The sequence below is a fragment of the Flavobacterium undicola genome, from assembly GCF_009909155.2.
GTDB classification, from domain to species: Bacteria; Bacteroidota; Bacteroidia; order Flavobacteriales; family Flavobacteriaceae; genus Flavobacterium; species Flavobacterium undicola.
On sequence record NZ_JAAAPM020000004.1, the window covers coordinates 21,039 to 44,335 of the forward strand.

Here is a 23,297-nt window from a genome sequence, read left to right on the forward strand (position 1 = left end):
GTGTCAAAAATATAATTATGAATTTGCCAAGGTTTTGAAGGAGTTAAGAAATAAATTATATTGAAATAATCATTTGCAGTATATTGAAGTTTGAAATAAAATTTCGGTATGCTGCAAATTAATTTTATAAATAATGAGAAATTACAATTCGATATTTAAGTGTTCGTTGGTGTTTTTTTTGTTTTCAATATCGGCTAATGCCCAAAACAAATCAGCGAAAATTTCGGTGAAAAACAATCTCGATTTCTCGCGTCAAGAAGTAGTTTCTATTTCGGGAAAACAACTTTCGAATTTGATAAAAGGAAAACAAGAAAAGGAACTTCGAATTAAAAAAGAAGGAACATCTGAATTTGTTGTTTTGCAATGGATTGATTTCGATCAGGACGGAATTTCCGATGAATTGTTGTTTCAAGCTGAGGTTGCGGCTAAAGCCAAAGCAAATTATCAAGTGGTTTTTGATGGAATAATTCCGTTGACCGAAAGCACAATTACAACCTATTCCCGTTTTGTGCCGGAACGAACGGATGATTATGCCTGGGAAAATGATAAAGTAGCATTTAGAACGTATGGGCCTGATGCGCAAAAAAGAGTAGAAGAAAATCGTTCGGAAGGAACACTTAGCAGCGGAATTGATCTTTGGTTAAAAAGAACCGATAAATCCATCATCAATAAATGGTATGCCGAAAATGTGAAGAAATCAGGCTATTACCATATCGATCACGGCGAAGGTTATGACCCGTATCATGTGGGTGCGAGTCGTGGTACAGGAGGAACGGGAGTTTGGGAAGATAATAAACTGGCAGTCTCTAAAAATTTTGTGAGTTATAAAACCATTGCTGTTGGGCCATTGCGTACGGTTTTCGAATTGACGTATGCGCCTTGGAGTTCGTATCAGGTTAAGGAAATAAAAAGGATTTCGTTAGATTTAGGTTCGAATTTTTCTAAGTTCGAAATTTCGATTGATGCCAATAAACCGCTTCCAAATTATGCCACAGGAATTTCTTTGCATGAAAATAAAGGCGAAGTAAAAATAAATAAAAAAGAAGGTTGGTTTCGTCACGGAGAGACAATCGATGGAGTTTTCTTAGGCGAAGGAATCGTTTTGAACCCGAAGTTAGTTGCTGATGCTTTTTCGAATGTTTCCAAAGAAAAAGACCAAAGTAATTTGTTGGTAATAACACATCCAAAAGAAAATACGTTAATATATTATGCCGGTTTTGTCTGGCAAAAAAGCGGTCAGATTAATAACGTAGCCGATTGGGATACTTTATTACAAAAGCAAGCCAAAATAATTGCTAACCCCCTTAAAGTAACGATAAAAGGAAATAAATAAATCTTTTTTTGTAGTTTCGCTAAAACTTACAAAAAAATAGAATGGATATAATTGCAGGACTAAAAGATAAAGTAGTCGTAATAACTGGAGGTGCAGGAGTATTAGGTGCCGGATTTACAAACGTATTAGCAAAACAAGGAGCTAAAGTTGCCATATTAGGAAGAGACTTAGTAAAAGCACAGAAATTAGCTGATGAAATTAATAGTGCAGGTGGAAAAGCCTTAGGCGTTTCTGCTGATGTTTGTGATGAAGCGAGCTTAAGAAAAGCACATCAGGAAATTAATGAGCAATTAGGATTAGTTGATATTCTAATTAACGGAGCGGGAGGAAATCACCCAAAAGGAACTAGTGCTGATGTTTCTTTTGACAGAGAAAATAAAACTACAGGATTACAAACTTTCTTTGGTTTAGATACCGAAGGTTTACGTTTTGTATTCGACCTTAATTTTATTGGTACTTTGTTGCCAACTCAGGTTTTTGCTGCTGATATGATAGGAAGAGAAGGATGTAGTATCCTGAATATTTCTTCGGTAAGTGCTTTTCATCCTTTGACAAAAGTGGTTGCCTACAGCGCTGCTAAAGCGGCTATTAGTAATTTAACAGAATGGTTGTCGGTTTATTTTGCTAAAGAAGGAATCCGAGTAAATGCCCTTTCGCCAGGTTTTTTCTTAACCGAACAAAACAGAACTTTATTGACTAACGAAGACGGAAGTTTGACTGAAAGAGGGAATAAAATTCTGTCACAAACACCAATGGGACGATTTGGTGAACCAAATGATTTAGACAGTACGCTACTTTGGCTTTGTAATCCTGCTTCTCGTTTTGTAACAGGAATTGTTGTTGCTGTAGATGGTGGATTTTTAGCGTATTCAGGAGTTTAAACACACACACATAATCAAAATACAATGGGAATAGAACAAACTTGGAGATGGTACGGGCCAAAAGATACTGTGCCGCTTTCTCATATTAAAATGGCAGGAGCTACAGGAATTGTAACTGCATTACACCATATTCCAAATGGAACCGCGTGGACAGTGGAAGAGATTCAAAAAAGGAAAGATGAAATTGAAGCGGCTGGATTGACCTGGTCAGTTGTCGAAAGTATTCCTGTTCATGAAAACATTAAAACCAGAAAAGGAGATTATAAAAAATACATTGAAAACTACTGTCAAAGTATCCTAAATCTGGGAGCTTGTGGAATCGATACAGTTTGTTATAATTTCATGCCGGTTTTAGACTGGACAAGAACTGATTTGGCTTTTGAAGTGGAAGATGGTTCTAAAGCCTTGCGTTTTGACCGAATGGAATTTGCAGCTTTCGAATTGTTTTTGCTAAAAAGAAAAGGTGCTGAAAACGATTATACAGCTGAAGAAATAGCTAAAGCGACTCGCGTTTTTGAAGCGATGACTGAGGAGCAAAAAAAGCTATTGGTTAAAAATATTATTGCAGGATTACCAGGTGCTGAAGAAGGTTATACTGTAGAGCAATTGCAAGTAGCTTTAGATGATTATGCTGAAATTGGTGATGCTGAATTGAGAAATAATTTATACGAATTCTTGAAAGCAATTATTCCGGCAGCTGAAAAAGCAGGAATCGTAATGGCTATTCATCCTGATGATCCACCTTATGCTATTTTAGGTTTGCCAAGAGTGGTAAGTACTGAGGCAGACGCAAAACAACTGATTGAAGTTGTGGATAGCAAAAGTAATGGTTTGTGTTTTTGTACCGGTTCTTACGGTGTAAGAGAAGATAACGATTTAGTAGGTATGGTACAACGATTAGGTCACCGTATTAACTTTATTCACCTAAGAGCTACTAAACGTGATGCAGAAGGTAATTTCTACGAAGCAGATCATTTAGATGGCGATGTAGATATGTACGGAGTGATGAAAGCAATTGTGGAAGAACAACAAAAACGTATTACTAATGGTCGTCCGGATTATAGATTGCCAATGCGTCCTGACCACGGTCACCAGATGCTTGACGATTTAGACAAGAAAATGAATCCGGGTTATTCTGCTATTGGTCGATTAAGAGGTCTTGCTGAGTTAAGAGGTCTTGAAAGAGGAATTAGAGGAAATCAAAATTAAATAATATGAAAAGGAGCAATTTTTTTGCTCCTTTTTTGTTTAAATAGTTTAATAGATATATTCTAAAACAACTAATTTTACCATTAAGAAATTAAGTGGATTTAGACTCAATGAATCTTAATTTCTTAATGGTTGAAAAAAGTATTAATAGTGCAATTTAAAAGAAAACAGCGAACAATGAATCTACTTCAAAATCAATTTAGAGGAAAAATATTTTTTAGTGTTTTGCTATTGCTGTCTTTTTTTAGTGTGTTTGCACAGGGAACAAAACCTAAAGAAGTATTCGAAGTAAAAATAGATTCTCTATATAGAGAAGATCAGTTTTATTTTGGGTTCAATTATAATACTTTACAACAAATGCCAGAAGATGCTTCTCAACAAAAATTCTCAATTGGGATTTCAGGAGGTTTTCTTAGAGATATGCCTATTAATAAAACCAGAACCAAAGCTTTTGCTACGGGTTTAGGTGTTAGTTATAATAATTACAATCAAAATATAGGAATTAGCGGAACCGCTCAAGACGCAATTTATACTGTTTTGGGTTCCCAATCTAATTTCGATAAAAATAAATTTACACAGTTATTAGTCGATGTCCCTCTGGAATTCAGATGGAGAACATCTACTTATGAGAGTTATAAATTTTGGAGAATTTATGGCGGAATGAAATTTAGTTATTTAGTTTATAGTAAATCGGTTCTACAAGATGATCAGGGAAAAATAGTGATTACTAATAATGCCGATTTTAACAAATTTCTTTATGGTCTTTATCTTTCGGCAGGATATAATACATTAAATGTCTATGCTTATTACGGTTTGAATCCCCTTTTTAAATCGGCTGAGATTGACGGTAAAAAGATCAATATGAAGGCAGTTAGTGTAGGCTTGATTTTCTATATTTTATAACCATACAAATAGTAAAAGTATTTGTGGAATACTTCCTAAAAGTACTCCAAAAATCAATTCTTTAGGCGTGTGCGCTTTCATGATTAATCTTGATGAGGCGACAAAGCCATTCATTAAAACCAGGAAAACGATTAGAGCGATATTTTGCGTATTATGATGCAGGCTCAAGCCAAAGACAAAAAAAGTCAAAGCACTTAATCCCATCATGTGCAAGCTTGCTTTTTTGTTTGCAAATAAAAGAATGAGAGCAATGAGCGTACTAATTAAAGCGCCTAATAAGAAAAAATGTAATTCGGGATAACGGTCTAGAGTAATGCTTTTTCGAACCAAAAGAATAAGTAGAAAACATTGGATAACCAAAGGAAATTTTCGTTCCGATAATTCGGGGACCATGACAGAAGTAATTTTTCCAGTTAATCGCAACAGGAAAAAGAACATAATCGGTATTAAAAATGTGATGATGCTTACCTGAAGTAAGACAAGGTATTTTTCGTTATTTACAAAATAAGAATGGTTTGAAAAAAGATAAAAAAGAGTAGCGTATATCGGAATGAATACCGGATGAAAAAGATAGGAAAAAAAAGGAAAGATTCTTTGTTGCATTTTTTAAAAATAACTTAGACTCACAAATATAGCGAATCTGGTAAAAAGTCTTTTTCTAAATTAAAAGATTGAATTATATTTAACATTCTTTTAAATTCTTATACAAGGCTTCAGTTTCAAAAGAAGTCTTATTTTTGATGAAGTATAGTTTGTCTTAACTTCTTTCCATTCGATGAGTATAATAATAAAAAATAGTATTCCAATCCTTGATGCAAAATGGTTTGGAATCAATCCCGAAGCAACAATAGATAATATTTCGATTGATAGCCGTTCGTTACAAAATAGTGAACATACGCTGTTTTTTGCTTTGGTAGGACCTAATAATGATGCGCATCATTACATTAAAGATTTAATTGCTATTGGGGTACAAAATTTTGTTGTGACTCATATTCCGGAAGAATGTAACAATCAGGCTAATTTTCTGGTTGTCAAAAATACCTTAGTTGGCTTGCAACAATTTGCGGCCTATTACCGCAGTCTTTTTCATTTTCCTATTATTGGTTTAACGGGGAGCAACGGAAAAACCATTGTCAAAGAGTGGCTTAATTTCCTGTTGAGTCCGGATTATAATGTGATTCGAAGTCCTAAAAGTTACAATTCCCAAGTAGGTGTTCCCTTGTCGGTAATTGCCATTAATGAGAAACACAATCTGGGCATTTTTGAAGCGGGAATTTCTACCGTTGCTGAAATGGATAAATTAGAGAAAATCATAAAACCTACCATTGGTGTTTTGACCAATATTGGTTCTTCTCATGACGAAGGTTTTGCTGATTTAGAAGAAAAAATCCAACAAAAAATGCTGTTGTTTCAAGATGCTGAAGTTTTGATTTATCAAAAAAACAGTCAGGTTGAAAAATATATAAATTCTAAAACAAAAGCTTTTTCTTGGAGTTTTAAAGAAGAGAATGCTGATGTTTTTGTGTTTAGCAAAGAGATTGCCAATCATGAAACTACATTGTCTTATAAATACAAAGGGAATTCTTATGAGTTGAAAATCCCTTTTGTGGATAAGGCTTCGATTGAAAATGCGATTTCCAGTTTGATGGTGTTGTTGTATTTTGATTATGAAAGTGCTGTAATCCAATCCCGAATGGAAATGCTTTTTCCTGTCGAAATGCGTTTAGAAGTAAAAAACGGAATTAATAATTGCAGTATTATTGATGATAGTTACAGTTCGGATTTTCAGTCTTTGAAGATTGCCTTGGATGTTTTGGAAAGTCAGAACCAGTTTCAAAAGAAAACGGTAATCCTTTCAGATATTTTTCAAAGTGGTTTTCCTAATGAGCAATTGTATGCTAAAGTGGCGCAGTTAATTGTTTCGAACAAAATTAATCGTGTTATCGGAATTGGAGAAACCATCTCGGAGTTTAAAGATCAATTTTCGAATTGTATCACGTTTAAAACGACAGCCGATTTTATTTCGAATTTTGAAAAACTGGATTTCTCCAATGAAAGTATTTTGATAAAAGGAGCGCGTTCGTTTCAATTTGAGGAAATCGTGGCTTTGTTAGAAGAGAAAACACATGAAACGGTTTTGGAAATTAACCTGAATGCCATTAGTTACAACCTGAATTTCTTTAAATCGAAATTGAAGCCCAAGGTGAAAATCATGGTGATGGTCAAAGCTTTTGGCTATGGAAATGGCGGACTCGAAATTGCCAAATTGTTAGAACATCACAAAGTGGATTATTTGGGTGTGGCTTTTGCCGATGAAGGAATTTCGTTGAAAAATGGTGGAATCAAATTGCCTATTATGGTGTTGAATCCTGAAAGTACGAGTTTCTCTGCAATTATTCAACATCGTTTGGAACCTGAAATTTATAGTTTGAAAGGATTGCACGCCTTTCTTAAAATTGCAAAGCAAAAGAATCTGCAACATTTCCCTATTCATATTAAACTCGATACGGGAATGCACCGTCTGGGTTTTGAAGAAAATACGATTGAAGAGTTGATTTCGACTTTAAAAGGAAATTCAACAGTAAAAGTTCAAAGTATTTTGTCGCATATGGCTACCAGCGATGATGTAAAATATTATGATTTTGCGCTTTCGCAAATTCAGTTGTTCGATAGATTGTCTTCTAAGATAATTTCTGAATTAGATATAAAACCCATTCGTCACATTTTGAATACTTCGGGAATAAGCAATTTTCAAGAGGCACAATTTGATATGGTGCGTTTAGGGATTGGACTTTATGGGGTTTCTAATGATGCCAATGAACAGAAGTATTTAGAGAATGTAGGTACGTTGAAATCTATTATTTCGCAAATTAGAACTATTGGCGCAGGAGAAAGCGTGGGTTATGGGCGAAGATTTATGGCCAAAAAACAAACTAAAGTCGCTACAATTCCTATTGGTTATGCCGATGGAATTTCAAGAGCCTGGGGTAATGGTGTAGGCTATGTGATGGTTAATGGAAAAAATGCTGCTATTTTAGGAAGTGTTTGTATGGATATGTTGATGGTGGATGTAACCGAAATTGATTGTGCCGAAGGTGATGATGTGATTATTTTTGGCGAAAATCCAAATGTTTCTTTTATTGCCGAAAAGTTAAATACCATTCCGTATGAAATACTAACGAGTATTTCTCAGCGAGTGAAACGGGTGTTTTATCGCTAATGTATTTTTTAGCTTTGAATTGTTATTCTTGTTAAAAAAAATGTTAATTTTAAGAATCGTAAAGAAGTCTAATTTAAAAACAAACAAATATGGGATTTTTCAGTGATTTTAAAGCCTCTCTAATGAAAGGTGACGTATTGAGTTTAGCAACTGCCGTTGTAATAGGTGGTGCATTTGGTAAAATTGTTGGTTCAGCTGTAGACGATGTCATTATGCCAATTGTTGGTCTAATAACAGGTGGGGTTGATTTTACAACAAAATTTATCACTTTAGACGGAAACAGTTATCCTGATTTAGCTGCTGCAAAAACAGCTGGAGCTGCTGTAATTACTTATGGTAACTTAGTACAGGCGATTATCAATTTCGTAATCATTTCCTTTTTTATCTTTGTGGTTTTGAGGGCTGCTGAGAAGGCTAAAAAGAAAGAAGAAGTTGCTGCTCCTGCTGCACCAGCCGGGCCAACTCAAGAAGAATTGCTTACTCAAATTAGAGATTTATTGAAAAAGTAATACCGCTTCACTATATGTTCAACTAAACCATCCGCAAACGGGTGGTTTTTCTTTTATGTTATATTTATAACTTTTTGTTACTTTTTGTGAACGTCATTGTTTTGGGTTCAATATTAATTACTTTTGCAGTTCAAATTTAATATTCAATAATAAAAATATACTATGAAAATAGCAGTTGTAGGTGCAACCGGAATGGTTGGAGAAGTAATGTTACAAGTATTGGCAGAAAGAAATTTTGTTACTGCTAATGACGAATTAATCCTTGTAGCTTCTGAGAGATCAGTAGGGAAAGAAATGGAATTTCAAGGTAAAACATACAAAGTGGTAGGATTAGCTACTGCTGTGGATATGAAACCAGAAATTGCTTTATTCTCTGCAGGTGGAGATACTTCATTAGAATGGGCACCAAAATTTGCTGCAGCTGGAACTACGGTAATTGATAACTCTTCAGCTTGGAGAATGGATCCTACTAAAAAATTAGTAGTTCCTGAAATCAACGCCGGCGAATTAACAAAAGAAGATAAAATTATTGCTAACCCAAACTGTTCTACTATTCAAATGGTTTTGGCTTTAGCGCCTTTGCATAAAAAATACAACGTTAAGAGAGTTATCGTTTCTACTTACCAATCGATCACTGGAACTGGTGTAAAAGCGGTAAAACAATTAGAAAACGAGTATGCTGGAATTGACGGAGAGATGGCTTACAAATACCAAATCCACCGTAATGCAATTCCTCAATGTGATGTTTTTGAAGAAAACGGATACACTAAAGAAGAGATGAAATTAGTTCGCGAAACTAAAAAAATCTTAAGTGATAATACTATTGCAGTTACTGCTACTGCTGTTCGTGTGCCTATCGTAGGTGGACATAGTGAGGCAATCAATGTAGAGTTCTCAAATGATTTTGATATCAACGAAGTAAGAAGCATCCTTGAAAATACTGACGGAGTAATTGTTCAGGATAACTTGAAAGAGTTTGAATACCCAATGCCTCTTTTTGCTCAAGGTAAAAACGAAGTATTCGTAGGTAGATTAAGAAGAGATGAGTCTCAACCAAACACTCTAAACATGTGGGTTGTTGCTGATAACCTAAGAAAAGGAGCTGCTACAAACACAATTCAAATTGCTGAATATTTAGTGGCTAACAACTTAGTATAATACTAAATACTTTTTATAAACAGAAAGCTTCTCAATCGAGAAGCTTTTTTTATGGGTGATGTTTAGATTAATTAAAAAACTACGCAAACGGTTTTGTAGGTGTCGAATTTTATTTGGTGCCGGAGCGAAAAAAGTTTTTAGATTAGGCTTCCAAAAATTTTTTGGTCGTAATCATAACCAGGCTCATTTGGGAAATGGCCATTTAAGCCTGGAAATATTAATTGCAAGTATTTGTATTCTTTATTGTCATAATATTTTATTGAACTTAAGACATATTCTGTTAGAGATTCATTTTTAACTTCAATAAAATAAACAGGGAATCTATCAATTAAATCATCAATTTTTTGGTTGATAGGTATTATTCCGAACTTATATTTTTTGGTGTAATTTTCAATTAATTCTGTAGTTAAACCGTTAGGTAATCCGGATATAAATAATTCAGGAATTTTAAAATTTTTGTAAATTCCAGTTGAATAACCAAAAGGAGTAAATCCTATGTTTTCCATTACATAAGTCGTATGAAATCCATTTTCATCTATGTTCTTATGAACCATTTTAAAATATTTTTCTTTTTTATCTTCGTTCATTTTGGTTTTTAATATTTGGTTTTTCTTCTTTTTGTGAGCACAAACGGGACGATTGAGTAGCGGGTGTAGTAATCTTATCTTAGTGGGCACGGATTACAAATCTACCCTATCAAGGCACTTACGAGATTATGAATTAGTTCCACGAACTTGTGAAAGAAAGAAATCCTTTGAAGTGACCTTTTATTATTTTGCCTTTAGCATCAAAATAGTAATTAATTTCATATTCTCCACTGGGTAATTTATCGATTGTGACTTCGGCTGCTTCAAAATTTTCTGGTTGTGAAATTATAAGATCAGAATAAAATAAACTTGAATTTCCATTAGGAGAATAAAGACTAGCATTTTTAGCGACACTAAACAAAGTCACAATATCTAATGTTGAAGGGTCATCATTATTTTCCCTGTGTAGATAAGTGCCTTCAGGTAATTTTTTTAAAGAATAATATGAAGAGGGAATAGAAAGCCAAATATTTACAGCATTAATATTTTTGTCTCCTTCTTTAAAAATGAAATCGCTATATTCTGAATTAACCAATTCTAACATGCAGGATGTAGTTTGAAATTGGGTTGTATAATTTATATTCATTCTGCCGGCTTCTGTTTTATAAGTTTTACATTGGTACATAAATTCATTATTTAATTTAGCACTATTAATGCAGTCAGAGTAATTTTCGTTACTATCATTGGAACATGAAATAATAATAAAGAAGATAAGAAGGAGAAGAATTTTTTTCATGCTTTATTTTTTTACTCACTGTTATGGGCACAGAATGTAATTCTGCGCTAACGTTTGTTTATATTCGAGTGATCGGGTTAGCCGTTATTATCTGCAGTTTTTCTAATTATTTGATTGAGAGAATCAACAATTTCATCTGAACGTTTAGAATATTCTTCAACCAAATCTTTTACACTATTTGTTTTAAGTTGTCCGCTAGAATTCATTACCTCTAAATGAGAAGTTAGACTTTCAACTTCAAATTTTATTTCGCCTCCCACGTTTTCTATTTTTACAACTGCATTATTGGTCATTGCGCTATGTGCAAATGCATTTCTGATTGAGACAATGCGTTGGAAATTGTTAATCAATTTATTATCGAACTCTGGAAGATTGTTTAAGATTTTAGCTTTCGCTCCGGAATTTATAATAGAAGAATTCAATATTATACTCCTGAATTCTGCTTCTTTTTCCGGTTTAAAATAAAGAATTATTAATTGATTAATTGCTTCTTCAATTTCATTTAGTTTGTCAATCGTCCAACCTCGTATTTCTTGAATATTGTATTCAGATATATTTTGCTTAACGTTAAGTGGAATGTCTGAATTCTTAGGATCTATTGTTACTCCAATTGCATGCATTCCCATCGGGATTAGTTTTTTCATAAATTTTGAGCTATTACTGCTAACTTTTATATATGTGTGACAAACGTTACACAATATTTTAATTCAAATATATTAAAATATTCTTACAAATTTTTAAAAAGTTATATAGTTGTTAAGGCAATTGAACGCATTAGGATTTCTTAATTACACAGCTTAACTTTGCAACCAATGAAAAGAAAACAGCTCCTATATAGTTTTACTTTGGCAGCGGCGGTATTGTTCTCAATACTGTTTCAGTCTTTTCATAGTTATGAGCATTTAGAAAAACAACTTTCGCATAAATTCTGTGTTCACAATCATACACAGAATAAGGCCGAACTCACTCACCAGCACAAGACATTTGAGCATTGTGCCATTTGCCAATTTGCATTTGGAAGTTGTCTTTATCCCAAATTTATAAGTTACCATTTCTTTTCTGATTTTAGGGCAATCCCTTTTTTCAGTAAAGAACAAAAAGAGATTATTCCTTTCTCGGGAAGTTTGTATGCACACCGGGGTCCTCCTGTGAGTATTGTTTAATACCACTTTACTTTTTTAGCTTATCATTAAAATATTTCAATTTCACCATTAAGAAGTTAAGGGAATTTAGTTTTAATTCTTAATGCATCTAAATTTCTTAATGGTTTAAAAGAATAATGTTTTCTATTCAGATAAATCTAAAAAGTAAATAGTGTAATTCTTTTTTAGCTCACTAACAAATTGTGTTAAGTGTCTTTATTCTAATTTCACTTTCTCCTGTTTTACATCAAATATGGGAAAGTAAACAATACAATCATTTTCAATGAAAAAATATATAATTGCCCTATTCTTGGGGTTTTCAGCTATGTTGCAGGCTCAAAATGCAGTTTCAGGAATTGTCACTGACAATACAAAACAGCCTTTAATAGGCGTTTCGGTTTATGTCCCGGAATTACATAAAGGAACCATAACCGATGCCAGTGGGAAATACACTTTAAAAAATCTTCCCAATGGAACATTAAAACTCCGTTTTGAATATGTAGGTTATGCCAGCCAGAATCAGGCTATCGATAAATTACAGAAGACAAACACCTTAAATATTCAAATGATCACATCGACTTTTGAAATGGATGAGGTAATTGTTTCTACTGCTTTCAGCAAAATTCAATCTCAAAACGTGATGAAAGTCGAGCACGCCAGTATGCGTGATTTAGAGAAAAAAGGAACGGCAACCCTTATTGAAGGATTGGCAACCATTCCGGGAGTTTCTCAGGTTTCTACGGGAACTTCTATTGGTAAACCCGTAATTCGGGGATTGAGCGGCAATAGGGTTTTAGTGTATTCGCAAGGCGTTAGAATAGAAAATCAGCAATTTGGTGACGAGCATGGTTTAGGATTAAATGGCGCTGGTGTGGAAAGTGTCGAAGTAATTAAAGGACCTGCTTCTTTGTTGTATGGTTCGGATGCATTGGGTGGTGTTTTGTATTTTAACCCCGAAAAATTTGCCGAAGCCCATACTTTAAAAGCCGATTTTAGTCAAAAATTATTCTCGAATACTCTGGGAAGTAATTCCAGTCTGGGAGTAAAAACGTCAACGGAGAACTGGAAATTTTTAGCTCGAGGAAGTTACAATACACATTCGGATTACCAAATTTCAGGTGGAGATCGTGTAACCAATAGCCGTTATAATGAAACCGATTTCAAAACCGGAATTGGATATAGCAACGCTGCTTTTTCTACGGTTTTACGATACAATTTCAATAAATTGGATTTAGGAATTCCCGAAGAAGGAATAGCAGAGCAGTCTAAAAGTAAAAACACTATTTTTCCAAGACAGGGAGTGGATAATCATTTGTTGAGTTGGAACTCGGTGATTTATTTAAAAAACTCTAAACTGGACGTCGATTTAGGATATATTGCTAATGATAGAAGCGAATTTGAAGACAGCAATGAGGCTATTTTGCAAATGAAATTAAAGACTTTCAATTATGATGCAAAATATTATTTACCAAAAATAGGAAATCTGGAATCCATATTTGGAATTCAGGGAATGCATCAGACCAATACTAATTTTGGTGAAGAATATTTAATTCCTGATGCTTCTACGAATGATTTTGGTGTTTTTGGAACGGCTAATTACGAATGGAAAAGCAACGTAATTCAAGGAGGATTGCGATTTGATAACCGAAAAATTACTACTATAGCTCATGGAATTGCTGGCGAAGAAGGTTCTTTTGAATCAATCGATAAATCTTTTGATAGTTTTAATGCTTCTTTGGGTTACAAAACCAATCTGGCTGATAATTTAACGATGCGATTGAATGTGGCTTCCGGTTTTAGAGCACCCAATTTAGCCGAATTAAGTTCGAATGGTGTTCATGAAGGCACCAATCGTTACGAAATAGGAAACAGCGATTTAAAAACCGAACAAAACCTGCAAACCGATTTGAATTTGGAATACGGGAACACACATTTTGAGTTTTTCGTAAACGGATTTTACAATCACATCAATAATTATATTTATACTTCGCCTACAGGAACGCAGTTAGAAGACAATGATGTTTTCGAATACATTCAGAACAACGCCAAATTGTATGGAGGCGAAGTAGGCTTGCATTTTCACCCGCATCCGTTGGATTGGTTGCATTACGAAACCAGTTTTGAAACGGTTACTGGTAAAAAGCAAAACGGCGAATATTTACCTTTAATTCCGGCTAACAATTGGAACAATACTATTAGAACCGAATTCAAAATTAAAAACTGGTTCGAAGAAGGATTCGCCACTTTGAATGTTAATACTACTTTCAATCAGGACAATGTAAGCGGTTTCGAAACGAGTTCAAACGGTTATACTTTGATGAACTTAGGTTTTGGAGGAAAAGTAAAATGGGGAAAAACGGCGTTTAATGTTAATTTGAACGGGAATAACTTATTCGATAAAAAATACATTGCCCATCTTTCGAGATTAAAAAACGATGGAATTCCAAATATTGGACGAAATATTGTTCTGGGAGTGAATTTTAATTTGTAAGCCTCTCGCTTTGGCAAAATAATAAAACAAAAACGCTATTCGAAAGAGTAGCGTTTTTGTTTTTTAGTTTAGTCTTTTAACGAAACACATTATTACCATATTTTAACTCTTTTTTCAGGAGCTAAATACAAGGAATCAGAAGGTTTTATATTGAAAGCGGTATAAAATTCAGGAATGTTTCTTACCACTCCATTGATTCTGAACTTTTGTGGAGAATGTGGGTCACTTGCCACTTGCCTTCTCAATACTTCTTCACGAGTTTTGCCTAACCAACTTTGTCCATAACCAATAAAAACTCTTTGTTCTCCTGTAAATCCATCTAATATGGGAGACTCTTTGTTGTCGAGGCTCAATTTGTAGGCTTTTAAAGCAATTGATAGACCTCCCAAATCTCCTATGTTTTCGCCTTGGGTAAATTCTCCATTCACATTCAGATCAGGAAATACTTTGAACTCATTGTATTGAGCTACTAAAGCTCTTGTTTTTTGTTTGAAGGAATTTAAATCTTTTTGTGTCCACCAGTTGCGCATCATGCCGTCCCCATCAAAAGTACTTCCTTGGTCATCAAAACCATGTCCTATTTCATGTCCAATTATAGCGCCGATTCCACCATAGTTTAAGGCATCTTCGACTGACATGTCAAAGAAAGGAGGTTGTAAAATGGCTGCTGGAAATACAATTTCATTAAGAGATGGTTCGTAATATGCATTTACAGTTTGTGGAGTCATATCCCACTCCGTTCTATCAACAGCTTTTCCTAATTTGTTTATTTGTCTGTTGTATTCAAAGATGTTGGCTCTTTGTATATTGCCATAGAGGTCTCCTTTAATGACTTTTAAAGTGGAATAATCTCTCCATTTGTCAGGATATCCAATTTTTATAGTGAATTTAGATAATTTTTCTAAAGCCTGTTTTTTAGTTTTAGAACTCATCCAATCTAAATTTTGAATACTCTCTCCATATGCCTTAAGAAGATTTTTAACAATTATTGTTATGTGTTCTTTGGCTTCAGGGGAGAAGTGTTTTTCAATATATACTTTGCCTACAATTTCGCCAAGGTTTTTGTTTACATTATCAACGCCTCTTCTCCATAACGGTTGTTGTTTTTCGATGCCAGAAAGAGTTTTGCCGTAAAAGTTAAAATTTTCGTCTGCTAAAGCAAGGTTTAAGGATCTAGCAGCTCCGTGAATGACACTCCATTTTAAGTAGGCTTTCCATGTTTCCAATGGGGTTGTTTTTATGATGCTGTTGAGCGATTTGATGTAGTCTACTTGTGTAACTACAATGGTTTTTTGGTTAGTGATATTTGCATTTTTTAACATTGAGGTCCAGTCAAAATCAGGCATCAGTTGGTTTAAATCTTTTATATTGTATTTGTTATAAAGTTTGACCATATTTCGGGTTTGTTCTTTTTTCATGTGTTTCGAAGCCAAAGCGGTTTCTAAAGTCATGATTTTTGAGGCAAGTACAGTTACGTTTTTTACACCACCCAGATGAAGCATTTTTTCAATATGACTTACGTATTTCTTGCGGATTTCCTCTGATTTACTATCTTTAAGAAAATAGTATTCTCTTTCGGGTAAGCCTATGCCACTCTGCCAGGTATAAAGCATATATTGAGTTGGTTTTTTAAAGTCTTTTTCAACTCCCACGATAAAAGGGATTTGGTTACCGGATTTATTGGCATAACCAAAATAAGCAGCTAAATCAGTATAGTTGGCAATGGCATCTATTTTTTTGAATTCGGGAATCAATGGTGTAATTCCTTTTTGGTCTCTTGTCTTGTTATTCATGAAGGCTTCGTAAAAGTCTCCAATTTTTTGTTCATTTGAACCATTCGTAAAATCGCCTTTTGAGGAATTTTCGATAATCTTTTTTATGTCTTCTTGCGCTTTATTATTAAGGATTATAGCTGTTCCGTAAGAAGCTTTGTCTGCAGGTATTTGAGTTTTTTTTATCCAAGTTCCGTTGACATAGGCTTCAAAATTATCACCGGGTTTTATCAATGTATCCATGTTTTTTAGAATAACTCCGGAAAGCAACGCTGTTTTTTTGTCACAGGCTAGAAGCAAGAACAGAGTTACCAATAGAAACGAAAATTTGATTTTCATGATTGTCATATTTAGATTACCAAATATAATTAAAATCGAGAAGCTTCTTATTCATTGTGGTGATAGTTTTTGTTTAAAATTAGCTATAATTCAGTATTTTAGTAATAATGGGGCTTGGTTGAAGTTGTAATACAAATCTTCTTCAAAAGAAAAACTAGAATTAAGACTTTCTCTTTTCATAAGGACGCAAACTATTTTTCTATTTTTGTCTAAATCAATAGTTCCATTACTATGCGAAAAACAATTATCATAACCACAATTATCAGCTCTATAATGACATCATTTGCCCAGACTTCAAAAGCCATTTTATATCCGGAAACCAGAAAAGATGCAACGGTAGATGATTATTTTGGAACAAAAGTCAAAGATCCCTATCGCTGGCTCGAAGACGACCGTTCGGCTGAAACTGCTGCCTGGGTAAAGGCTGAAAATAAAGTTACGAATGTCTATCTAGACCAAATTCCGTTTCGAAATCAACTGAAAGAAAGACTGGAAAAACTGTGGAATTATGAAAAAACAGGAGCGCCTTTTATAGAAGCTAATTTTACCTATTATTTCAAAAACAATGGTTTGCAAAATCAGTCGGTTTTGTACCGTAAAGATGTTGCGGGCAAAGAAAGTGTTTTTCTGGATCCGAATACTTTTTCTAAGGATGGAACGACATCGTTAGGAGAATTTGCCTTTTCTAAAGATGGTTCAAAATTAGCCTATTCCATTTCCGAAGGTGGCAGCGATTGGCGAAAAGTAATCATTATGGATGCTCTGACTAAGGAAGTTTTAGGGGATACTTTGGTTGATGTAAAATTCAGCGGCTTGTCCTGGAAGAGAAATGAAGGATTTTATTATTCCAGTTATGAAAAACCTAAAGGCAGCGAATTATCGGCTAAAACCGACCAACATAAATTGTATTTCCATAAACTGGGAACTGCCCAAAAAGAAGACAAAATCATCTTTGGCGAAGACCAAAAACGACGCTATGTTGGCGGCAGCGTTACTGAAGATGATCGCTTTTTGGTCATTACTGCGGCTACTTCAACCTATGGAAATGAGTTGTACATTCAGGATTTGTCAACGCCGGAAAGTCCCATCGTGACTATTGTGGCTGATTTTAATAGCGACAATACCGTTATGGATAATGATGGAAATCAGTTGTTCATAGTGACCGACAGGAATGCGCCCAACAAGCGAATTGTAACAGTAGATGTCAATAATCCAACGCCGGAAAACTGGAAAGATTTAATTGCCGAAACCACTCAGGTTTTAGAACCTGCCACTTGCAGCGGATACATTTTTGCACATTATATGAAAGATGCAGTTTCGGTGGTGAAACAATATGATTATTCAGGAAAAGTATTGCGCGAAATTCAGCTTCCGGGATTAGGCTCGGCGGATGGTTTTAGCGGAAAGAAGAAAGACAAAATGGTCTATTATTCGTTTACCAATTATATTACGCCGGCAACTATTTGTGCTTTTGAACCGCATTCGGGAAAATCAACAGTGTATCAAAAATCAAAAGCCGAATTTAAAACAGAAGAGTACGAATCCAAACAAGTATTCTACACTTCGAAAGATGGAACCCGAATTCCGATGCTCATTACCCATAAAAAAGGATTGCAATTAAACGGCAAAAATCCAACTATTTTGTACGGTTACGGCGGATTCAATATTAGTCTGACGCCTAGTTTTAGTATTGCTAATGCGGTGTGGTTGGAAAACGGAGGCATATTGGCAGTGCCTAATTTACGTGGTGGTGGTGAATACGGAAAAGAATGGCATGATGCAGGAACCAAGTTGCAAAAGCAAAACGTTTTTGACGATTTCATTGCCGCAGCCGAATACCTAATTGCCGAAAAATATACCTCTTCTAATTTTCTGGCCATCCGCGGAGGTTCAAATGGCGGTTTGCTGGTAGGAGCCGTAATGACGCAGCGCCCTGATTTGGCTAAGGTGGCTTTGCCCGCAGTTGGCGTTTTGGATATGTTGCGTTACCATACTTTTACCGCAGGTGCGGGTTGGGCTTACGATTATGGAACCGCTCAGGATAGCAAAGAAATGTTTGAATATCTCAAGGGCTATTCGCCATTGCATACTATTAAAAACGGAGTGCAATATCCCGCAACCCTGGTTACCACGGGCGATCATGACGATAGAGTAGTGCCGGCACACAGTTTTAAATTTGCCGCCGAATTGCAATCCAAACAATCCGGTTTTAATCCGGTTTTAATCCGAATCGATGTCAAAGCCGGTCACGGTGCCGGAAAATCAGTCGCGGCAACCATACAGGAAAATGTCGATATTCAGGCTTTTACGTTGTTCAACATGGGAATTACCCAATTACCGAAATAATTTCTAGGAGCAGAACGAGACCGTTTTTAATAACGTTTTGTCCCGCTTTCCGTTATATCTCTTGTTCCGCAAGCTCCACAAGAGGATGCCACTTCAATCGGGGCTATTTAGAAAGTACTTTTTTTATAACAACATTTCACACCGTCAGTCGAGAGATTGCTTTCAGCCAGTTCGGCTAAAGCCTCGAGTGGCGGTTTTTTTATGTTTTTATTTTGTTGAAAACTAAAAAACGAAGCGGCCAATTGTAGGCGGGCCAATTGGTTTGTTAATTGTAATTTTATTAGATAGATTTTGTTTAATCTAATTTTTAAATTATGAAGATAAAAGAAATTGCTCAGAAACTTAGTGAAGAAGGAACTTCGGGTTTTGAAATAACTAAAAGAAGAGGAGTGTTAACTAGTACATGGTTAATTTATAAAAAGGGAAATAATTATTATTACTTTGATATTAACGAAAAAATAAATTTTGATGAAAAAAATAAATATTCTTTGGAAGAACTTGAAGTGGAATTCCAGAATTTATATTTCGAAATTAATTGTAAAATTTATTAATACTAGTCTAGTAATTAATTGTTAATAGTTTCGATTTTATTTAGTTCAGATATTAAAATTTTTTTCACATCAAAAATGTGCTCTTTCTTAAGAGGGATGCCAAATATGAAAATGTTATTTGTTGATTGGTTAATATTGTTCTTGTAGCTGATTTTTTTTATTTCGACTTTATCTGAAGGATAACATAAGAATCCATATTTAATATCAGTTTTGCTAAATGATGAATATGCCATAATTTGATGTAAATCATGTCGGTGGTCATCTTTTAAATTTTCGCTTTTGTCAAATTTGTTGTAAAGGTTCGATTTGTATTTAGCATCAATAAATATAATAAGCTTGTCTTTTTGGTAAATAGCATCTGGTTCAATATGTTTTAATTCCCAAGAATATCGATTAGAAGTTTTAGAATGAAATTTATAATTTGAAAATAAATGTCCTCCAGTTTCTTTTGAAATTTCTTTGAAAATATATTGAACAAACTTCTCGAAAACATCAGAAAAGTCAACTCTCCATGCAGTACTGTCTGTGAAATTGAAATTTAATATCCGATTAGCTTGGTTTTTGCAATTCTTAACTTTTAGAATGTCAGCTGATTTTATAACGATATTATTTGTTGAAATAGGTTTGTGTAAATAGAGTTTTTCATCAATAAATGCTAACTTAGTTCTGATTGAACTTTTTATTCTTTGCGGTGTATTTGATGATAAAAGTTCCAATTTGCATAAGTCAAAAACATAACGAATTTCAGAATATTCTTTATGGAACTCACTTAGAATGTTTTTTCTTATTGGGAATTTTAACCGATTTTCGATTTTATACTCTTCATTTATATATTTATTCCAATTTACTTGGCCTGTTGGTTGAGAAGTTATCTTTTCAATATTGTCAAATTTTCTCCAAGGAGTTTTAATTAATTCTTCAAGAGAATCAATGAATTTTAAAGCTTCTAAATATAATGGAGGGCGGAAATTTTCCCCTGAAGCTAATGGTAGACTGTCTATTACTTGAGGGCTAATTTCGGTTCCTAAAAGATTAAGAATTTCGATATAGTCTTCAAACCTATCCCGTCCAGTAAATCTGGGCATTACAACAAAATCGCCAATTTGTTTACCTGTATCTGACGCTCTTAAAGGAATGGTTCCGATAAATTCTGAAGTACGGAAAGCCAAAGAAGTGTTTTGGTCTGTGCCAATAATGAATGGCTGAACACCTAAAAAACTGAAATTATTTGAATTGTAATCGATAAATTTTTGTAAATATTGACCTAAATATCGCTTATCTGCTTTTGTAAACCATTTCTTTCGCAAAGCGAAGCCACTTAACAAAATTGATTTTTCTGTTAAGCAAGGTATTTCACAAAAAACGTCTAATGGCTTACTCATTCAAAAAGTGATTGATTAATTCTAGTTGTGAAATAATTATTGAACTCTTCTTTGGCATTTGTAACTAGACCTTCTTGTAGATATTCCTTTATTAATGGAAATATTTCATACTTGATTCTATTATTCATTTCTTCATCCGATGATGAAATGAAATAACCTTGTCCTGGTTGTAATGAAAGTTCATTACTTGTTGCATACCAATCAAATATTTCTTGTATTCTGCTAAAATCTTCTTTGTAAAATTGTTTCGAATTAATTTGTTTTGGTTTTAAAGTGTACCATGCAAATCTTCTTCTTAAAGCAAAGTCTACAACGGCTAAACTTCTGTCTGCAGTGTTCATTGTGGCGATTACATTAAAATTCTGTGGAAGTTGATTAATCTTAAAGCCAGGATAAATTTCTATTTCAATATCAGAATCTTCCATCTTGTGTTCGAATAGATAAAATATTGGCCCCAAAACATTTGATAAATTAGCTCTGTTTATTTCGTCAATTATTAAAACAGTTTTCTCTGTTTTATGCTCCATGGCATATTTTAAAGCTTCTACAAAACTTCCTAGATTCTCGATATAACTAAGTTCTTTGCTTTTTACATCTGGTCTAATTCCATAAATGAAATCAGAGAAACTTGTCTCAGCGTGAAATTGTGTAAAAAATGTTTTTGCTTTTATTTTAGCTGATACTAATTTAGCTGTTCTTGTCTTTCCTGTACCAGGAGGACCTTGAAGCACAATGAATCTTCTTTCGTTGAGTAAATTTTCGATTTCTTCAGCTTCATCAATTTCCTCTTTTTTCAAAAAAGGTTCAAGGGCTTCGGTAATTGCTTTTCTATGTTCTTTGTTTGATGGCCATTCTCTTAATTTTGCATAACCCGCAACAAAAGCTGCAATTATTTTCTTACCTTCTTTGCTTTCGGGATTGTCTACTATTTGACAAACAGGTAATACTTTACTGTACGTTTTTATAGTGTTTTTTATATGTTGCAAATCACTATTTCCAGTTATTGTTTTTGGTAAACTTGTTTCAATATCTGAAAAATCAGACTTATAAAAACCTCTTTCGTTAATTAAGTTTGAAAACAATCTTCTAAGTCCTGGATAAGTTGCTAATTCATAGTCATTTTTAAAACCGCTTGAGCCAATGCCTAAACAAATTAACCATGGTTTATTAATTTCGTTGGGGAAAATAGTTAATGAAAAATCATGAAATGGTCCTGAAGGATCTTCCTCAGGATGAATAAAACCAAAATATGCACCGTTATCTTTTAATGCTTCTTGTTTGGTGTTATTGCGCTCTATGTACGGTTTGTTAAATTCATTTTCGACTTTGGCACCAAATTGTTCAGCTTTTTCCTTTATAAATTGTCTAATGTTATCTATAATCATTTTTTTGTTTTAAGTATTTGTTATTATTATAGTCTAGACTATACAATTGAATGTGAATAATAAGCTCTATTCATCGAATAAATCTTTAATTTTCACATCAAGTGCTTTTGCTAACTTTTCAACCACTTCAATGGAAACATTTCTTTCTCCCTTTTCAATAGTTGGTAAATAAGTTCTGTCAATATCTGCAAGATGAGCAAGCTTTTCTTGAGAGAGTCCTTTTGCTTTTCTGAGTTCTTTGATTTTTAATCCGAATTTTTGCTTGATATCCATAATTAACAAAAATTGAAAAATGTTGCCTATAATACAACGGAGTATAGTCCGGTTTTTTTATATTTGATAAATATTATAAATTAGATGAGCTATCACACTAAAATAATTTTCGGAAAGGAACAAGTAAAGAAGTATCATAATAATGAAGCTTTTAATGATTGTGAAAAAAGTGTCAATTTTAAAGTTTTTGTTTTTGAGACTAAAGCAGAAAGAAGTGCTTTTTATAAGGGTATTGCAGAATCGATGGGTCGACTAGAATTTGAGGTAATTAATGAATTCGAAGATAAAATTAATAATGAAAAAGAGGAGGAAAACAAATTTGATTATTGGGCATTCATCGAAAAGTATTATCCGAAATATCATTCTTGTGATAGTATTTTACTCAGTGATATCTTAACGAGAAAACTTCAAGGAGAAGAAATCTGTGATAAAGACGAAGAATATATAAAAGATTGGGATATTAAAAAGGAATTATTTGAACTTGATAAAGACCTACTTTGTGTAGCTTTTGAAAATTACTTTAATAGTATTTACGCTGAAGAGATTCATTGAAAGGTATTGCGGAGTTCCTTCCTTCGTCAGGAAGACAATAATGGGGAGTTTCTTTGTCAAATGGTCTAGCATGACAAGTTTTTGCATAAATTATAATCATAATGTTTTACTAATTCATTCGTTTTTTGGTTTGTTGTTGGTTAATTTAGGGAAATAATTATAAATAAAGCAGACTATGAAAATCCAATTTAATACAGACAAAAACGTAGAAGGTCACGAGAGAGCAGAAGCTTATTTTTCTGCAGAATTAGAAACAGCATTAGCCCGTTTTGAAGAAAAAATTACCCGTATTGAAGTACATGTAGGGGATGAGAACAGTGCCAAATTTGGAGTTAACGACAAGCGTTGTTTAATTGAAGTGCGTCCTGCAAAATTGCAGCCTATTGTAGTTACGGAACATGCCGATAGTGTAGAGAAAGCATTTAGAGGTGCGCTGGATAAAATCAAGAAAACCCTGGCTACTACGTTTGAAAAACAAAAAGCCTTTTAAATAAATTCAGTTAAGGATTAAATACAAAAGACAGTTAC

At 33.9% G+C, this 23,297-nt stretch carries 21 protein-coding genes; 13 read left to right on the top strand and 8 right to left on the bottom strand.

Translation table 11 applies throughout. The features are described from left to right. Positions 1-133 precede the first annotated feature (133 nt). The 4 genes from GTZ96_RS03400 to GTZ96_RS03415 all read left to right on the top strand — a co-directional run bounded on the left by GTZ96_RS03400 (position 134) and on the right by GTZ96_RS03415 (position 4,326). Positions 134-1,333 (top strand): DUF4861 family protein, encoded by a 1,200-nt coding sequence (locus tag GTZ96_RS03400; protein WP_161641191.1) that lies wholly within the window; start codon positions 134-136, stop codon positions 1,331-1,333. Positions 1,334-1,374: 41 nt separating this feature from the next. After that, entirely contained in the window at positions 1,375-2,214 is an 840-nt protein-coding gene (locus GTZ96_RS03405) for an SDR family oxidoreductase (RefSeq protein WP_161641192.1), read from the top strand. Between the two features lie 30 nt (positions 2,215-2,244). Continuing rightward, positions 2,245-3,423, top strand: coding sequence for a mannonate dehydratase (gene uxuA / locus GTZ96_RS03410; protein WP_317168875.1), 1,179 nt, complete (start codon positions 2,245-2,247; stop codon positions 3,421-3,423). Between the two features lie 177 nt (positions 3,424-3,600). Continuing rightward, positions 3,601-4,326: a porin family protein gene (locus GTZ96_RS03415; protein WP_161641366.1), complete on the top strand. Its 726-nt coding sequence runs from the start codon at positions 3,601-3,603 to the stop codon at positions 4,324-4,326. On the opposite strand, the gene GTZ96_RS03420 is transcribed toward GTZ96_RS03415, so the two are convergent. Further along, positions 4,321-4,929, bottom strand: a complete 609-nt coding sequence (locus GTZ96_RS03420; protein WP_161641194.1) for a hypothetical protein — start codon at positions 4,927-4,929, stop codon at positions 4,321-4,323. The two genes, GTZ96_RS03415 and GTZ96_RS03420, sit on opposite strands and share 6 nt — an antisense overlap. A gap of 172 nt (positions 4,930-5,101) precedes the next feature. Between GTZ96_RS03420 and GTZ96_RS03425 the strand changes: the two genes are divergently transcribed. From GTZ96_RS03425 to GTZ96_RS03435, 3 genes are all read left to right on the top strand, one after another. Continuing rightward, the gene (locus tag GTZ96_RS03425; RefSeq protein WP_161641195.1) at positions 5,102-7,546 is read left to right on the top strand and encodes a bifunctional UDP-N-acetylmuramoyl-tripeptide:D-alanyl-D-alanine ligase/alanine racemase; all 2,445 of its coding nucleotides are present in this window, start codon (positions 5,102-5,104) and stop codon (positions 7,544-7,546) included. An 89-nt stretch (positions 7,547-7,635) separates the two neighbouring features. Continuing rightward, positions 7,636-8,055, top strand: a complete 420-nt coding sequence (gene mscL, locus GTZ96_RS03430; RefSeq protein WP_161641196.1) for a large conductance mechanosensitive channel protein MscL — start codon at positions 7,636-7,638, stop codon at positions 8,053-8,055. A 162-nt stretch (positions 8,056-8,217) separates the two neighbouring features. Then, the gene (locus GTZ96_RS03435) at positions 8,218-9,213 is read left to right on the top strand and encodes an aspartate-semialdehyde dehydrogenase (RefSeq protein ID WP_161641197.1); all 996 of its coding nucleotides are present in this window, start codon (positions 8,218-8,220) and stop codon (positions 9,211-9,213) included. A gap of 137 nt (positions 9,214-9,350) precedes the next feature. Here the strand turns inward: GTZ96_RS03435 and GTZ96_RS03440 are convergent, their stop codons facing one another. The 3 genes from GTZ96_RS03440 to GTZ96_RS03450 form a co-directional block, all read right to left on the bottom strand. Further along, positions 9,351-9,800, bottom strand: a complete 450-nt coding sequence (locus GTZ96_RS03440) for a DUF4262 domain-containing protein (protein WP_161641198.1) — start codon at positions 9,798-9,800, stop codon at positions 9,351-9,353. A gap of 133 nt (positions 9,801-9,933) precedes the next feature. Continuing rightward, on the bottom strand, positions 9,934-10,536 hold the full coding sequence (locus tag GTZ96_RS03445; protein WP_161641199.1) for a hypothetical protein: 603 nt from the start codon (positions 10,534-10,536) through the stop codon (positions 9,934-9,936). 77 nt (positions 10,537-10,613) lie between these two features. Further along, complete coding sequence (locus GTZ96_RS03450; RefSeq protein ID WP_161641200.1) at positions 10,614-11,180, bottom strand: hypothetical protein; 567 nt, start codon at positions 11,178-11,180, stop codon at positions 10,614-10,616. A 168-nt stretch (positions 11,181-11,348) separates the two neighbouring features. Here GTZ96_RS03450 and GTZ96_RS03455 point away from each other — a divergent pair, with 168 nt between their 5' ends. Next, entirely contained in the window at positions 11,349-11,699 is a 351-nt protein-coding gene (locus tag GTZ96_RS03455; protein ID WP_181033133.1) for a hypothetical protein, read from the top strand. A gap of 262 nt (positions 11,700-11,961) precedes the next feature. After that, entirely contained in the window at positions 11,962-14,169 is a 2,208-nt protein-coding gene (locus GTZ96_RS03460; protein WP_161641201.1) for a TonB-dependent receptor, read from the top strand. Between the two features lie 92 nt (positions 14,170-14,261). Here GTZ96_RS03460 and GTZ96_RS03465 read toward each other — a convergent pair whose 3' ends face one another. After that, positions 14,262-16,280 (bottom strand): M13 family metallopeptidase, encoded by a 2,019-nt coding sequence (locus GTZ96_RS03465; RefSeq protein WP_207720136.1) that lies wholly within the window; start codon positions 16,278-16,280, stop codon positions 14,262-14,264. A gap of 231 nt (positions 16,281-16,511) precedes the next feature. Here GTZ96_RS03465 and GTZ96_RS03470 point away from each other — a divergent pair, with 231 nt between their 5' ends. Together GTZ96_RS03470 and GTZ96_RS03475 are read left to right on the top strand one after the other, a co-directional pair. Beyond that, positions 16,512-18,626, top strand: a complete 2,115-nt coding sequence (locus GTZ96_RS03470) for a prolyl oligopeptidase family serine peptidase (protein ID WP_161641203.1) — start codon at positions 16,512-16,514, stop codon at positions 18,624-18,626. Positions 18,627-18,940: 314 nt separating this feature from the next. Then, a complete protein-coding gene (locus GTZ96_RS03475; RefSeq protein WP_161641204.1) occupies positions 18,941-19,177 on the top strand; it encodes a hypothetical protein in 237 nt (78 codons plus the stop codon). A 14-nt stretch (positions 19,178-19,191) separates the two neighbouring features. On the opposite strand, the gene GTZ96_RS03480 is transcribed toward GTZ96_RS03475, so the two are convergent. From GTZ96_RS03480 to GTZ96_RS03490, 3 genes are all read right to left on the bottom strand, one after another. Beyond that, positions 19,192-20,559: an McrC family protein gene (locus GTZ96_RS03480; protein ID WP_161641205.1), complete on the bottom strand. Its 1,368-nt coding sequence runs from the start codon at positions 20,557-20,559 to the stop codon at positions 19,192-19,194. After that, on the bottom strand, positions 20,556-21,944 hold the full coding sequence (locus GTZ96_RS03485) for an McrB family protein (RefSeq protein WP_161641206.1): 1,389 nt from the start codon (positions 21,942-21,944) through the stop codon (positions 20,556-20,558). Before GTZ96_RS03485 ends, GTZ96_RS03480 begins: the two co-directional genes overlap by 4 nt. Before the next feature lie 66 nt (positions 21,945-22,010). Beyond that, positions 22,011-22,217 (bottom strand): helix-turn-helix domain-containing protein, encoded by a 207-nt coding sequence (locus GTZ96_RS03490; protein ID WP_161641207.1) that lies wholly within the window; start codon positions 22,215-22,217, stop codon positions 22,011-22,013. Between the two features lie 84 nt (positions 22,218-22,301). Here GTZ96_RS03490 and GTZ96_RS03495 point away from each other — a divergent pair, with 84 nt between their 5' ends. Both GTZ96_RS03495 and GTZ96_RS03500 read left to right on the top strand, forming a co-directional pair. Beyond that, positions 22,302-22,769, top strand: a complete 468-nt coding sequence (locus tag GTZ96_RS03495) for a hypothetical protein (RefSeq protein ID WP_161641208.1) — start codon at positions 22,302-22,304, stop codon at positions 22,767-22,769. Between the two features lie 175 nt (positions 22,770-22,944). Then, positions 22,945-23,259 carry an HPF/RaiA family ribosome-associated protein gene (locus GTZ96_RS03500; protein ID WP_161641209.1) on the top strand — a complete coding sequence of 105 codons (315 nt, stop codon included), beginning with the start codon at positions 22,945-22,947 and terminating at the stop codon, positions 23,257-23,259. Positions 23,260-23,297 lie beyond the last annotated feature (38 nt).